We start from the raw sequence: 13115 nt of genomic DNA, 5'->3' as shown, positions 1-13115 counted from the left end.
CGGGACTTCAGCGTTTCGTCGGGTGCCGGGAGACTTGCGTGTCGGGCCGGCGGTTGGGGAGGTGGGTGCGGCCGCTCGTTCACCGCTTCGCGCCTTCAGCGTGTTGTTGTCGGGAGACGTGAGCTTCGGGTTGGTGGTTGGGGGGTGATCGCGTCTCGGTCCGCGGAGGACCTGTGGCGTCATCGGTGAGCGCCCCGTGAACCCGGAGCTGGTGCGGTGGGGGCGCGGACTAGCGGGCGCTGTGCGGGCCCGAGGGGACGCCGCCGGGGACGGGTTGATTCGGGGCGGGCTTGGGGGCCGCCGGAGTGGTCGGATCGGGAATGGGGTCGTTGAAGTTCGAGGCGGGCGCGTTGTAGACGGTGAAGGCGCCGACCGTGGGAGTGATGACGCAGGTGCCACCGGGGTAGGACATCCCTCCCCAGAGCACCGCGACGACGGTGCCGGGGCCGGTCGCGACCGTTTTGGACAGTCCCGGCAAGTGGTACTGGGTCATATCGTCGAGCGGGCTGACGCCGCTGCGGCCGTTGCCGGTGTTGAGCCAGGCGACGCTCAGGCCCGAGCCGATGGCATAGCCGGGGGTGGCGGGCGTGGCCTGGAAACGCAGCGTGCCGTAGCCGCCGTGCAGACCGTTGTTCGCCCCGTTGGATCCGGCGACGCCCGAAGCGACCGTCATGGTGACCGGGTTCCCGGGGCAGCCGAACGTGGGCGAGGAGAACCAGAACGGCTGGAACGCGCCCGCGATGTGATCGAGTTTGGCGGCGGTCAGCAGATGCGCGGATTCGGCCAGGGTGCGCACCGCTTTCCGGGCCGCGGTATCGGAGCCGACGGCCGTGGTGAGGTGATCGATCGCGGTGTCGGTAGCACTCGGCGCGGCGGTGGCGGTGCCGAGCCCGGTCGCGGTTCCGATTGCGGCACAAGCCGCGACCGCGGCCAGACGCGCGATGATCCTGCCGTTCACTCGTCGAACTCCTTGATCGTGAACCGGTCGGCCGCCGGATCCGTCCGGTCAGCCGGACGACCGCAGCCTGCTTCCGGAGCAACCTACCAGTTGGCAGCCGGTCGAGTCGGGTGGACCGGCATTCCCGTCGCGCCCGGGAGGAACGGGCACGCTGTGATCCATCCGACAGCACCGGATTACCGGGGAGTAGGTTTGAGTCCGGAAATCCAACACGGTGGGAGACGCCCATGAAACTTGCTTTGGCACCCGATGCGGTGGCCTTCCGGGATGAACTGCGCAAGTTCTACCGGACCGAGATTCCGGCCGAGATCCGGGACAAGGTGAAATACGGCCGGGAACTCTCCCGCGACGATATCGTGACCGCGCACAAGATCCTGCACGAAAACGGTCTCGCGGTGCCGAACTGGCCCGCCGAGTGGGGTGGCAAGGATTGGACGCCGCTGCAGCGTCACATCTGGGAAGACGAGATGCAGCTGGCGTGTGTGCCCGAACCGCTGACCTTCAACGCCAACATGATCGGCCCGGTGATCGCCCAGTTCGGCTCGCCGGAACTGAAGGAGCGCTTCCTGCCGCCTACCGCCGCCCTGGACATCTGGTGGTGCCAGGGCTTCTCCGAACCCGATGCCGGTTCGGATCTGGCTTCGCTGCGCACCACCGCGGTGCGCGACGGCGACTCCTACATCGTCAACGGCCAGAAGATCTGGACCACGCTGGCCCAGTACGCCGACTGGATCTTCTGCCTGGTGCGCACGAATCCGGACGCGCCCAAGAAACAGGCCGGCATCTCCCTGCTGCTGTTCGATGTGAAGACCCCCGGTGTGACGATCCGCCCGATCAAGTTGATCGATGGCCATCACGAGGTCAACGAGGTCTTCTTCGAGAACGTCCGGGTGCCCGCCGATCAGCTGGTCGGCGAGGAGAACATGGGCTGGACCTACGCGAAGTTCCTGCTCGGCAACGAGCGCACCGGTATCACCGGTGTCGGTCGCACCAAGGTCAAGCTCGCGGTCGCGAAAGAGTATGCGGCGCAGACGAAGATCGGCTCGGGCACGCTGCTCGCGGATCCGGTGTTCGGCGCGCGGGTGGCCGAGCTGGAGAACGAGCTGCTGGCCCTGGAGCTGACCCTGCTGCGGGTGGTGGCCAATTCGGCCGAGGGCAAACCGAATCCGGTCTCATCGGTGCTCAAACTGCGTGGTTCGGAACTACAGCAGGCCGCGACCGAGCTGCTGCTGGATATCGCGGGCCCGGACTCGCTGCCGGTCGACGCCGAGGCCATCGCCTCGCCCGATTGGGCACAGCGCAGCGGCCCGGGTTACCTGAACTTCCGCAAGACCACCATCTACGGAGGATCGAGTGAGGTGCAGCGCACCATCATCGCCTCCACCATCCTCGGATTGTGAGGCGCAGCCATGGATTTCGAACTCACCGATGAACAGGGGCTGCTGCGCGACACCGTCCGCGACCTGCTGGCCCGCAGCTACGACCCGGAGTCCCGGCTGAAGGTGTTCGACACCGAGCTGGGCTGGAGCCGGCAGGTGTGGGGTCAGCTGGCCGAATTGGGCGTGCTGGGACTGAGTTTCAGCGAGGAGGACGGCGGCGTGGGCGCCGGTCCGGTGGAGACCATGGTGGTCATGGAGGAGATCGGCCGACGGCTCGCGCCCGAACCGCTGTTGGATGCGGTGTTGCTGCCCGGCGGGTTGATCGCCCGGGTAGGTACCGCCGAACAGCGCAGCCGGGTGCTGCCCGAGGTCGTCTCCGGCGGAACGCTTCTCGCCTTCGCTCATGACGAGCCCGGAACGCGCTGGCCCGCAACCGGTTCGGCGGTCGGCGCGGTAGCCGATGGTGACGGCTACCGGATCACGGGCGTGAAGAACCCGGTGCCGCACGGCGATTGCGCGGACCTGCTGGTCGTCAGCGCGACGCTGCCCGGCGGCGGCACCGGGCTGTTCCTGGTCGCGGCCGATGCCGCGACCCGCACGCCGTACCGCACCTTCGACGGCCTGCGCGGCGCGCAGATCGAATTCGACTCGGCTCCGGCCGAATTGCTCGGCGAGCCGGGTGACGCCTCGGCGGCGATCGCGGCGCAGATCGCGCAGGCGCAGGCGAGTCTGTGCGCGGAGTCGGTCGGCGCGATGGCCGAGGCGTTGCGGTTGACCACCGATTATCTGAAGACCCGCAAGCAGTTCGGGGTCACGCTGTCCAAGTTCCAGACGCTCACCCAGCGTGCGGCGAATATGTACGTCTCGCTGGAACTGGCCCGCAGCATGAGCCTGTACGCCACCGCGTCGCTCACCGAGGACGAACCCGATCCGGCCGTGGCCTCCCGGGCTCGCCTGCAGGTGAGCCGGTCGGCCCGGCACATCGGCCAGGAGGCGATCCAGATGCACGGCGGTATCGGCATCACCACCGAGTATCCGGTCAGCCACTACGCAGCGCGGCTCACCGCCATCGAGCACACGTTCGGCGGCGGATTCGAACATCTGCGGCTACTGACCGATCGGCTCGGCGACTACGACCTGGTCGAGCTGTAGCGCGACCCCGGTGACGGCCGTTCCGCGGTCAGTTGTCGCCCTCCTCGGACGGCAACCGGTGGTGTGGGAACTGCGGATCGGTCGTCACCGCCGTGGTGGTCGTGCTCTCGTCGAACGGATCGGTGGTGGTCGTCGGCGGCGCGACGTAGGACGGCGGGTCGAAGGTCTGTTCGTCGAACGGATCCGTGGTCACCGTCGTCGTCCCGACCGGAGGTGTCGGCATATCGGCCGGGTAGGAAGGGAACGGCGAGGTCGTCGAGGTGCTGCGCGGTGTGGTCTTGGCCGCGATGTGCCACGACGGCGACGGGGGGATGACCACGACGTAGGAGGTCGCGCTCGGCGCGCGGGTGCCGGTGGCGACCTGGCCGTCGGCGCTGAGCGGCGGTGGTGCGACGTAGACGTCGTGCTGCCCGAGTCCGCACGCTCCGATCAGCACCAGCCCCAACGAGATTGCGCCCGCGGCGATCGCCGGGCCTGCCACCTTGGCGGTCAGGCGGTGCGGGATGTCCTCGGCGTTATCCCCCGACTCCGCCCTACTGCCGTGCATTGGTGCCTAGCTCCTCGAACTGTTCTCGAGTCTGTTCTCGAGTCGGCCTCACATTATCCGAGCGCCGGGGTCGAGGGCCAGATGAAGCTGCGCACAGCAAAATACCGACCCAATTGTAAAACAATTTCGAGTCAGATAACGAAACGATAACTTCGGCGTGTCGTACGCGTGTCGGGTGGAGATTTTGCAACGGAGCCGTAGCGTGTGGGCAAAGTTACACGTGAGACGCCTCCAATATGCCGGGGGATACCGTGAGATTCACGGCTCCGGCGGCGTCATCGAGGAGTGGTGATGGGAGCTTTCTCGACGACCCCCCTGGGCGCGGCGCCCCAGAGTGATTCGGCCGCAGCCGAATCCGCGCGCTCGGTCTGGGCGATCGTCTCGCGCCTCGTGGCCTGGGTGATCTTCGCAGGCGGCATGGCGGGAGCGGTGATGGGCATTGTCGACCTTCGCGTCCTGGTCACCGTCGCTGGTCTGATCCTCGCCAGCACCGCCGGATTGGTGCTGTTGAAGCTCAGGGCCGATGCGCACGGATCGGCCTGAACGCGCGGTTCGCTGAACGCCCGCGGGAAATCCGCTGGGTGACAAGGAATTACGTGCCCGGTATCGGTGGGTGTGTGGATCACGCCCACCGATACCGGGCAGATTCCGTCCGGCCGTCTTATCGCGGTGATTCGGCTCGCACCGTTGACGCTCGGCGTTGTTGCGGCGCGGCCAGGATTCGGTCGAGTGCCGCTTCCAGTGCCGCCGCGGGATCTTTCGGTGCGGTCCGGACGCGCCACGCGACGATCTGATCGGGACGTAGCAGCAGCGCACCGGAGGCGGTGATACCCGCTGCCGCGCACCAGTTTTCGTCCAGCGTGTGCACCGACACCGGCACGTGGCGCCGCGGTGCGCGAGTTCGGGTCCGTGATGCCTCGGGATGAGTTGTATCCGTTGCCGGACAGCCGGTTTCGCTGTGTGCGCCGAGTGTGGCCACCGATCGTTGCGCCGTTTGCCAAGGACCCCCTCGCGCACCGGTGAGCAGTGCGAATCCCGGGCCGGAGAGGTCGAGGGTGGAGCGGCCGTCGGATAGGGACAGGTGTGGCACCCGGGTGCCCGGCTGTCCGGTCAGATCCAGTCGGGTCAGGGTGTGCGCGCTGTGGTCGTCGATGAAGGCGCCGGACGGGTAGCGCTGCCCGAGGATCAAGGCGATCGGGTCGGCCAGGGGTGTGTCGTCGGTCGAGCGGTGGGCCATGGTACGCAGGTCGCCGCCGCGAATGCTGGATTGGTCGGCGGTGAACCAACCGACCGGATGACGTTCTGCCTGGTAGGAATTCAGTAGTTCCGCCCCGGCTGCACCGCGCAGGACCGCGGCCAGCTTCCAGGCGAGGTTGTGCACATCCTGGATGCCGGTATTCGCGCCCGCGGCAGCATACGGCGGCATCACGTGGGCGGCGTCACCGGCCAGGAAAATCCTGCCCTCGCGATATCGGTCCGCGACGAACATCCCTGGTTCCCAGGGCAATACGCTCACCACCTCGACATCGATGGCCGGGTCGCCGATCGCGGTCCGCAGTGCCTGCGGCCAGTCCCGCGCCGGCCGGTCGATATCGTGCGAACTGCTGAAGATCCACCGTCGCGCGCCGTCTACGGACATGAATGCGCCTGGTACGCGGTCGTTCTCGATCTGGCAGAGATTGAATTCGCGGCCCCGCACCAGATTCGACAGGTCGGCGTGGAAATAGACGTTCACCGCCCGGCCGAGGGTGCCGCGGCCACTGCGCGGGATGTCCAGGCGTTCCCGGATCGGGCTCGCGGCCCCGTCGGCGGCGATCAGATAGCTCACCCGGATTCGCCGGACATCTCCGTCGGCGCTGCGCAGCGTCACCGCGACACCCGTTGCGTCCTGGGCGAATTCGACGCATTCGACGCCGAAGCGGATATCGCAGCCGCGTTCGGTTGCCAGCGCGCGCAGCGTCGGCTCGAGCAGGTCCTGTGCGCACAGACAAGCCGTGGACGGGGTGACGGCCGCCCAGTCGGGAACCCCGCCCGGCAGGGTGAAGGGCAGGCGGGCGGCGCGGGTCAGCGTCGGCCCGGCGGCCATGGCCTGATGCGCGGCCAGATCGCGCGCCGCGTCCAGAACCGCCTCGCCGATGCCGACCTGGTCGAACAATTCCATGGTCCGGATGTTGATGCGCCGGGCCTTGGGTTGCGGGGAGGTGCTCGCGCGCCGCTCCACCAGCAACGACGGCACACCGTGATACCGCAGGAACAGCGCGGCCGTGAGGCCGACGAGTCCGCCGCCGACGATGAGGACTCGCGGTTCGTGTACGTCGTACATCATATGTACGTTGTACACCAATGGTTGAATGCCGGGCAAGGGACGGATTCTCGAGGAGGTGCAATGGCCGAGGAGACCCCGGGCCCGCTGATCTGGACCCTGCCCGAACCGCCCGGAAGACCGACGACCAGCCTGAGCCGCGCGGGCATCCTGCGCGCGGCCCTGGCGATCGCCGATGCCGAGGGCACGCCGGCGCTGACCATGCGCCGCGTCGCCTCGGCCGTGGGCGCGTCGACTCCGATGTCGCTGTACCGCTACGTCGGCAGCAAGGACGGTCTGGTGGATCTGATGATCGACGCCGTCTACGGTGAGATACCGCTGCCCGATGAACCTGTGGCGCACTGGCGTTCGGGCCTGGAACAGCTCGCGCGGGCCAGCTGGGCGGTACTGCAGCGCCATCTCTGGTTCGGCGAACTCGTGCACACCCGCCCGCCGTTGGGTCCGAACGCGCTGCGCTACTTCGATTTCCGGTTCGCGATGCTGGAACCGCTGGGGCGCACGGCCGATGAGTTATCGTTGATCACCGGCGCGGTGGACGGCCATCTCTTCGGTGCCGCATTGCAATTGGCGCACGAACAGCGGATGCGCGTACGCGTCGGTCTGCACACCGAGGCCCAACTGGCCGCCGCCGCCCGCCCAGTCCTGGAACCGATTCTCGCCGAAGGCCGTTACCCGGCCTTCGGCCGCTGGTTCCAGGGGCGCACCGGCGCGGGACCCGACGAGCCGGTCGAATGGACCCTGGGCTGCATCCTCGACGGCCTGACCACGCGGCTCGGACTGCCGGAGTGAGGCATCTGCCGGCTCACGATGGCGGATCGGCGGCGGCAGCGCCTTCGGCATGGGCGCGGATTCGGTCATGGCACTGGCACATTCGGCGTGGCTCGTCTGCCTGGTGCGGCCCCCTCGGGACGAATGGGCGTCGCGCGGTAAGGCACCGGTGGTACCGGTCGATCAGGGGCGAAACTGTGCGCCGAGCGAAGCGCCTGCCCGGGTGCCCTGCCGAGGAAGCTGCCTGGCGGAGGCGGTCTGGGCGCTTCCCGCTTCCCGCGCACGGCCGTTTCCGTGGCGCGCCAATAGACTGAGCGCCATGTCGGAACAGGGTTTATCCGCGGTCACCCGGACGATCGAGCTGACCGCTGTACTGTCGCCGGTGGTCGCGGCGGATCGGATCGAGGTGCGCCGGATCCGGATGCCCGCGGGCGTCGCGGCGGGGCTGCATGTGCACAACGGGCCGGTGGTCGGGAATATCGTGTCCGGCAGGGTGGCGTACCAGATCGAGGGTGAGCAGGTGCGCACGCTCGGGCCCGGTGACGTGTTCTTCGAACCCCAGGGCGCGCGGATCGCGCGATTCGACGCCTTGGACGAGGATGTCACCTTCCTGGCGTACTTCCCGCTGGTTCCCGGTCAGAATGCGGAAATGGATTTCCCGGCAGAGTGATTCAGTGGTGGCGCCGCGGTGTCAGTCCACCTCCAAGGCGCGGATCTGTTCGTCCGACATGCCCAGCAGTCCGGCGAGCACCTCGTGGGTGTGCTCGCCCAGATCCGGGCCGACACTGCGGATGGGCAGCGACGTCTCGCCGATCACCGGCACGATGCCGGTGAAACCCACCTGCTTCGGCTCGGATTCGCCGACATCCACCGGAAAGTGCTGAATCATGTTGCGCGACAGGTATTGTGCGTCGGTGGTTATATCGGCCGCGGTGTAGATCGGGCCGGACGGAATGCCCGCCTGCTCCAGGATCGCCAGCGCCTCGTCGCGAGTGCGGGCCCGCGTCCATTCGGCGATGGCGGCGTCGAGGCGTTCGCGATGCCTCCAGCGACCGGCGTTGTCGGCCAGTTCCGGATCGGCGGCCAGATCGGGTCGCTCGATGACCCGCATATAGCGCTGGAAGATGGCATCGCCGTTACCGCCGATGATGATGCTGAACCCGTCCGAGCACGGGTAGGCGTTACTGGGGGCGATGCCCTCCATCCGCCCGCCGACCCGTTCGCGGGCGATGCCGTACGCGTAGTAGTCGGGTACGAGCGATTCCATCACCGACAGGATCGACTCGTTGAGCGCGACGTCGATCAGTCGGTGCGGCAACGGAATCGTCTCCTCGGACCGCTCGCGCTGGAACAACGCCATCACGGTGCCGAAGGCGGCGTAGATCCCGGCGATCGAATCGCCGATGGACACGCCTACCCGCACCGGCGGCCGATCCGGGTCGCCGACCAGTTCGCGCAGACCGCCCACGGCCTCGGCCACCGCCGCGAATCCGGGTCGCTGTGCCAGCGGACCGGTCTGACCGTAGGCGGAAATCCGGGTGAGGATCAGATTCGGATTGGCCGCATTCAACTCGCGCGGGCCCAGTCCCCACTTCTCCAGCATGCCGGGCCGGAAATTCTCCAGCAGGACATCGGATCGGGAGACCAGATCCAGCACGATCGCCCGGCCCGCCTCGGACCGCAGATCCAAGGCGATGGACTTCTTGTTCCGGTTCACCGTCCGGTACAGCATCGAGGTGTCCCCGCCGTACAGCCGCCAATTGCGTAGCTCGTCACCGGTTTTCGGCCGCTCGACCTTGATCACCTCGGCGCCGAAATCACCGAGGATTCGCCCGGCGGTCGGCGCCGCGATGTAATTGCCCAGCTCCAATACCCGGACTCCGTCCAGCGGCCGAATCTCCATGGCATTGATTCAACCAGCTGGGGGTGCGTCGCTACAGCCCGGCGCTACCGGTGAACGGCAGTGGCGGACGCGGCGGGGAAGGAACCGGTGCGGGCGAAGTGTGGTCTCGGCTGTGCCCGTTGCGGTCGTGTCCGGTGTGGTCGTAGCCGGAGTGGTCGTAACCGAAGCGGTCGTATCCGGAGCGGTCGTAGCCCCAACGGTCATAACCCGAGCGGTCGTATCCGAATTGGTTGAAACCGTCCACACCGTAGCCGTCCGGACTGCACGGCGGCACACCGCAGTTCACCGGAGGCGTGCTGACCGGCGGCCGGGTAGGACTCGTGCGCGGCGGGTTGGGAGTCGTATGTGCCGGGGTGGGGGTCACCGGCGTCGGAGACGGGACTTTCGGAGGTTCGGCGGCGGGCGGCCGAGGCGCGGTCGTCGGCGGCGGGAGCGCAGGGGTGGTGGTGACGATCGGCGGTGGCGCGGCGGGTGTCGCGTCTGTCGGCGTCTGCGCCTGTGCGATCACAGCCAACGCCACCGCGGCGGTGGGCAGGGTCACGAGCAGAGCGGCAGATGCCAACCGGCGACTTCGGATTCGATCGGCCGAGATGGTGGCGTCTCCGGCCTTGCGGACACTCACGACAGGACTCCTCTCTGGGGCCCCGACCCGCGTGCCAGCCTACCGAGCGATTGCCGAAACGGCCGAAAGTCACAGCAGCTTATAAGGATTCGCCGTTGCGACCCCGGCCGTCGGGGCCCCTCGGACTCAGGCGGCCTGTTCGACCACCGAGTAGTGCTCGGCGTTACCGGCGATCACCGTACTGGTCTTCCCGTCGACACCGACCGGGATGTCACCCGCGAGCGTGATGCGGGTCAGTTTGCGATGTTCGGCGCCGTCGTAATCGTCGATGGCGTAGTGCTGGGTCGCGCGGTTGTCCCAGATCGCGACGTCGCCGAGCGACCAGTTCCAGCGGGTGGTGTGCTCGAGCCGGGTCACCCGATCCTGGAACAACCGGAACAGCGCCTGGGATTCGGTGTTGTTCAGGCCCACGAAGTGCTTCACGAAATGTCCCAGCAGCAGGGCTCGTTCACCGGTTTCGGGGTGTACGCGCACCACGGGATGTTCGGTCTCGTAGTAGGTGGACACGAATTCCTCGCGGTGCTTGCGCGTCTTGTCGTTGGCCTGCGCACCGTACTTCGACTCGGCGTCCGATCCGTGGCTGGCGGCGTAGTCGTAGGCGTTGGTGTGCACCGCGCGCAAACTCTCCGCGAGCCGCTTGAGCGGATCGGGCAGCGAGTTGTACGCGGCCACGGTGGAGGCCCAGGTGGTCGAGCCGCCGTAGCTGGGCAGGGTGACCGCGCGCAAAATGGAAGCCTTGGGCACCCGGTCCACGAAGGTCACGTCGGTGTGCCAGCTGTTCGCCCGTCCGGTGTCGGAGTCGATGGCCAGCGAACGGACGCCCTGGGAGGTGACCGTGGGATGCGGTGTGGTCGGGGTGCCCAGCAGTTCCGCGAACGCGTACTGGCCGTCCTCGGTGAGGTGCTCCTGACCGCGGAAGAAGATCACCTTGTGCTCGTTGAGCGCCGCGCGGATCGCCTCGACGGCCGGCGCGGACAGCTCACCGCCGAGCCGGACGCCGTCGATGCGTGCGCCGATGTGGGTGCCGAGCTTGACGACCTGCACGGCTGTGTCGGTTTCTACTGCGTGATCGACGGACATGAGGAGCCTTTCGCTCGGATCTGTGGTGCACGAGCAGCACATCATCGGCGGGGTGAGGCGAACCAGATTTGCGGTCAGCAGGATCCGAACGCTGTGGCTCAGCCCAGATGTTCGCGTAGGTAGGCAAGGTCCTCGGCGACGCCCTCGGCCGGAGTCTCCAGTACCACCGGCGCACCGGCGGTGCGGCAGACCTCGGCCAGCAGTTGCGGGTCGATGGTGCCCTCGGCGAAATTGGCGTGCCGATCCGCACCCGAATTGAATTCGTCGCGTGAGGAATTCAGATGGACCAGATCGATGCGGCCGGTGATGGCCTTGATGCGGTCCACCACGCCGACGAGCTCCTCGCCGCCCGCCCAGGCGTGGCAGGTGTCCAGGCAGAATCCCGCGTCGTACTCGCCGACGACGTCCCAGAGTTTGGCGATGGAGTCGAAATACCGCGCCATGGCGTGGTTTCCGCCCGCGGTGTTCTCGATCAGGATGGGCACCGCGAAACCGCCCTTGTCCCGCTGACGCTCGAACAGCTTGCCCCAGTTGGTGATACCGGCCTCGATCTCCGCGTCCGAGCGCACGTGCCCGCCGTGCACGACGAGCCCGAACGCGCCCAGATCGGCCGCCGCCCGCGCCTGCAGCGCCACCGCTTGCCGCGAGGGCATGCGCAGCCGGTTGTTGGTGCTGGCCACGTTGATCTGATACGAGGAGTGCACCACCACGTCGATCGGGCTGGCCTTGATCTGCTCGGCCAGCGGATGCGGCTGGGGTTTGTCCCAGCTCTGCGGATCCACCACGAACATCTGGATGACCTCGGCGCCCAGTTTCTCGCCGAAGCCGATCGGATCACTGTCCTGTCTGACGTGTGCTCCAATGCGCATGGGGTCGAGCGTATCGGTACCCACCGACAGCTTCCGCCGGGGCGCGGAACAGCCCGTTTCCGCCGGTTCCACCGGGGCGGTCGACCCGCATCGAAATCGTGCGATGCGGCCGCGCCGGGGTTCGCGCTGCCGGGCCGTGCGGATTCGCCGGGGCTGCTATGGTTTCGGTGTTTCCCGTGGTCGGCTCGTAACGGCGACGGAGTTCATGCGGTACACGGCCGTGCGCTGGCGGGTCCCGGTGCGCGGCACGGGAAGTGGGAGCGGACATCATGGTGGCCAACGGTGAGGTCTTCGCCGGATATCTCGTCGAGCAACTGCTCGGCCGCGGCGGCATGGGTTCGGTCTATCTGGCCAAACATCCCCGTCTGCCGCGCAAGACCGCGCTCAAGCTGCTCAACCGTGAAATGGTATCCGATCAGGAGATCCGCGCCCGCTTCGAGCGCGAGGCCGATCTGGTCGCCCAGTTGGACCACCCCAATATCGTGACCGTCTACGACCGCGGACTCGAGGACGGTCAGCTGTGGATCTCGATGCAGTACATCGACGGCATCGACGCGGCCAGTGTGGACCCGACCAGACTCCCGCCCGAACGCGCGGTACAGATCATCGGCGAGGTCGCCGAGGCGTTGGACTACGCGCACGGCAACGGCGTCATGCACCGCGACGTCAAGCCCGCGAACATGCTGCTGGCCCGCTCGACCGGCGGTAAGGGGGAGCGGGTCTATCTCACCGACTTCGGCATCGCCCGGTTGCGTGACGACGGCGGCCACCTGACCCAGACCGGCACGTTCACCGCGACGCTGGCCTATGCCTCGCCCGAACAGCTGACCGGCGCCGACCTGGACGGCCGGGCGGATCAGTACTCGCTGGCGTGCAGTCTGTTCTGGTTGTTCACCGGTACCGGTCCGTTCGCCGCGTCTAACCCCGCCGCGGTGATCCGCGGACATCTGCAGGAGCCCGCGCCGCCGCTGAGCAAGGTCCGGCCCGGTCTCCCGCCGAGCATGGACTCCGTGCTGGCCAAGGCCATGGCCAAGCGCCCGGACGATCGTTTCGCCTCGTGCGCGGAATTCGCCGCCGCGGCTCGCCGCGCCCTCGCCGTGCCCAGTTCCCCCGCGGTGCCGGTGACGCCGCCGCGGCAGTTCACCGGGCCGGGGATGCAGACCGTCGGCCCGCAGATGGGCCTCACCGGGACCGGCCCCGGAAATCCGGTGGCGCCACCGCGCACCGGTATCGGGATGCCCAACGCCGGGCCGATGCCGACCGCGGGGCCGGCCCCCATGCCGATGTCGGTGCGCGCGGCGACGCCGCCTCCGCAACCGATGTATCCGCAGAATTCGCCGTACCCGCAGCAGACCGGCTACGGATATCAACCCGCGCAGATGCCGCAGCAGCGCAAATCGAATACCGGCCTGATCATCGGGATCATCGTCGGTGCGGTGATCATCCTGCTGGTCGTGCTGGCGATCATCGGTTCGCTGGGCTGAGCCGGTTCGGCCTACCTCCGAAGTATTGGG

Annotated in this window: 13 protein-coding genes; 6 read left to right on the top strand and 7 right to left on the bottom strand. The window is 67.7% G+C overall.

The genetic code is table 11. From position 1 onward, the window contains the following. Window positions 1-229: 229 nt before the first annotated feature. Window positions 230-958 (bottom strand): hypothetical protein, encoded by a 729-nt coding sequence (locus AC5WS7_RS31870; RefSeq protein ID WP_495958308.1) that lies wholly within the window; start codon window positions 956-958, stop codon window positions 230-232. Window positions 959-1185: 227 nt separating this feature from the next. Between AC5WS7_RS31870 and AC5WS7_RS31865 the strand changes: the two genes are divergently transcribed. Then, window positions 1186-2358: an acyl-CoA dehydrogenase family protein gene (locus tag AC5WS7_RS31865; RefSeq protein ID WP_495958307.1), complete on the top strand. Its 1173-nt coding sequence runs from the start codon at window positions 1186-1188 to the stop codon at window positions 2356-2358. Window positions 2359-2367: 9 nt separating this feature from the next. Next, a complete protein-coding gene (locus tag AC5WS7_RS31860) occupies window positions 2368-3489 on the top strand; it encodes an acyl-CoA dehydrogenase family protein (RefSeq protein WP_495958306.1) in 1122 nt (373 codons plus the stop codon). 28 nt (window positions 3490-3517) lie between these two features. Here the strand turns inward: AC5WS7_RS31860 and AC5WS7_RS31855 are convergent, their stop codons facing one another. Then, complete coding sequence (locus AC5WS7_RS31855) at window positions 3518-4036, bottom strand: hypothetical protein (protein WP_495958305.1); 519 nt, start codon at window positions 4034-4036, stop codon at window positions 3518-3520. Window positions 4037-4327: 291 nt separating this feature from the next. Between AC5WS7_RS31855 and AC5WS7_RS31850 the strand changes: the two genes are divergently transcribed. Continuing rightward, window positions 4328-4579 (top strand): hypothetical protein, encoded by a 252-nt coding sequence (locus AC5WS7_RS31850; protein WP_495958304.1) that lies wholly within the window; start codon window positions 4328-4330, stop codon window positions 4577-4579. A 118-nt stretch (window positions 4580-4697) separates the two neighbouring features. Here the strand turns inward: AC5WS7_RS31850 and AC5WS7_RS31845 are convergent, their stop codons facing one another. Beyond that, complete coding sequence (locus AC5WS7_RS31845) at window positions 4698-6362, bottom strand: FAD-dependent monooxygenase (RefSeq protein WP_495958303.1); 1665 nt, start codon at window positions 6360-6362, stop codon at window positions 4698-4700. A 60-nt stretch (window positions 6363-6422) separates the two neighbouring features. Between AC5WS7_RS31845 and AC5WS7_RS31840 the strand changes: the two genes are divergently transcribed. Both AC5WS7_RS31840 and AC5WS7_RS31835 read left to right on the top strand, forming a co-directional pair. After that, window positions 6423-7148, top strand: coding sequence for a TetR/AcrR family transcriptional regulator (locus tag AC5WS7_RS31840; RefSeq protein WP_495958302.1), 726 nt, complete (start codon window positions 6423-6425; stop codon window positions 7146-7148). Window positions 7149-7446: 298 nt separating this feature from the next. Further along, window positions 7447-7797 (top strand): cupin domain-containing protein, encoded by a 351-nt coding sequence (locus tag AC5WS7_RS31835; protein WP_495958301.1) that lies wholly within the window; start codon window positions 7447-7449, stop codon window positions 7795-7797. A gap of 21 nt (window positions 7798-7818) precedes the next feature. Here the strand turns inward: AC5WS7_RS31835 and AC5WS7_RS31830 are convergent, their stop codons facing one another. The 4 genes from AC5WS7_RS31830 to AC5WS7_RS31815 all read right to left on the bottom strand — a co-directional run bounded on the left by AC5WS7_RS31830 (window position 7819) and on the right by AC5WS7_RS31815 (window position 11601). After that, window positions 7819-9030 carry a CaiB/BaiF CoA transferase family protein gene (locus AC5WS7_RS31830; protein WP_495958300.1) on the bottom strand — a complete coding sequence of 404 codons (1212 nt, stop codon included), beginning with the start codon at window positions 9028-9030 and terminating at the stop codon, window positions 7819-7821. 31 nt (window positions 9031-9061) lie between these two features. Then, window positions 9062-9652, bottom strand: coding sequence for a hypothetical protein (locus AC5WS7_RS31825; protein WP_495958299.1), 591 nt, complete (start codon window positions 9650-9652; stop codon window positions 9062-9064). Between the two features lie 126 nt (window positions 9653-9778). Then, window positions 9779-10732 (bottom strand): TauD/TfdA dioxygenase family protein, encoded by a 954-nt coding sequence (locus tag AC5WS7_RS31820; RefSeq protein ID WP_495958298.1) that lies wholly within the window; start codon window positions 10730-10732, stop codon window positions 9779-9781. Between the two features lie 98 nt (window positions 10733-10830). Next, window positions 10831-11601: a deoxyribonuclease IV gene (locus AC5WS7_RS31815; RefSeq protein ID WP_495958297.1), complete on the bottom strand. Its 771-nt coding sequence runs from the start codon at window positions 11599-11601 to the stop codon at window positions 10831-10833. Window positions 11602-11870: 269 nt separating this feature from the next. Here AC5WS7_RS31815 and AC5WS7_RS31810 point away from each other — a divergent pair, with 269 nt between their 5' ends. Beyond that, window positions 11871-13085 (top strand): serine/threonine-protein kinase, encoded by a 1215-nt coding sequence (locus AC5WS7_RS31810; protein ID WP_495958296.1) that lies wholly within the window; start codon window positions 11871-11873, stop codon window positions 13083-13085. Window positions 13086-13115 lie beyond the last annotated feature (30 nt).

This window comes from Nocardia sp. PLKS1-43, from assembly GCF_059510335.1.
This window is presented reverse-complemented; position numbering and strand designations above follow the sequence as displayed.

Coding starts and splice junctions, on each gene's coding strand:
- AC5WS7_RS31815 (WP_495958297.1), bottom strand. CDS start 11,601: ATGCGCATTGGAGCACACGTCAGACAGGACAGTGATCCGATCGGCTTC.
- AC5WS7_RS31840 (WP_495958302.1), top strand. CDS start 6,423: ATGGCCGAGGAGACCCCGGGCCCGCTGATCTGGACCCTGCCCGAACCG.
- AC5WS7_RS31850 (WP_495958304.1), top strand. CDS start 4,328: ATGGGAGCTTTCTCGACGACCCCCCTGGGCGCGGCGCCCCAGAGTGAT.
- AC5WS7_RS31865 (WP_495958307.1), top strand. CDS start 1,186: ATGAAACTTGCTTTGGCACCCGATGCGGTGGCCTTCCGGGATGAACTG.
- AC5WS7_RS31820 (WP_495958298.1), bottom strand. CDS start 10,732: ATGTCCGTCGATCACGCAGTAGAAACCGACACAGCCGTGCAGGTCGTC.
- AC5WS7_RS31860 (WP_495958306.1), top strand. CDS start 2,368: ATGGATTTCGAACTCACCGATGAACAGGGGCTGCTGCGCGACACCGTC.
- AC5WS7_RS31845 (WP_495958303.1), bottom strand. CDS start 6,362: ATGATGTACGACGTACACGAACCGCGAGTCCTCATCGTCGGCGGCGGA.
- AC5WS7_RS31810 (WP_495958296.1), top strand. CDS start 11,871: ATGGTGGCCAACGGTGAGGTCTTCGCCGGATATCTCGTCGAGCAACTG.
- AC5WS7_RS31855 (WP_495958305.1), bottom strand. CDS start 4,036: ATGCACGGCAGTAGGGCGGAGTCGGGGGATAACGCCGAGGACATCCCG.
- AC5WS7_RS31830 (WP_495958300.1), bottom strand. CDS start 9,030: ATGGAGATTCGGCCGCTGGACGGAGTCCGGGTATTGGAGCTGGGCAAT.
- AC5WS7_RS31835 (WP_495958301.1), top strand. CDS start 7,447: ATGTCGGAACAGGGTTTATCCGCGGTCACCCGGACGATCGAGCTGACC.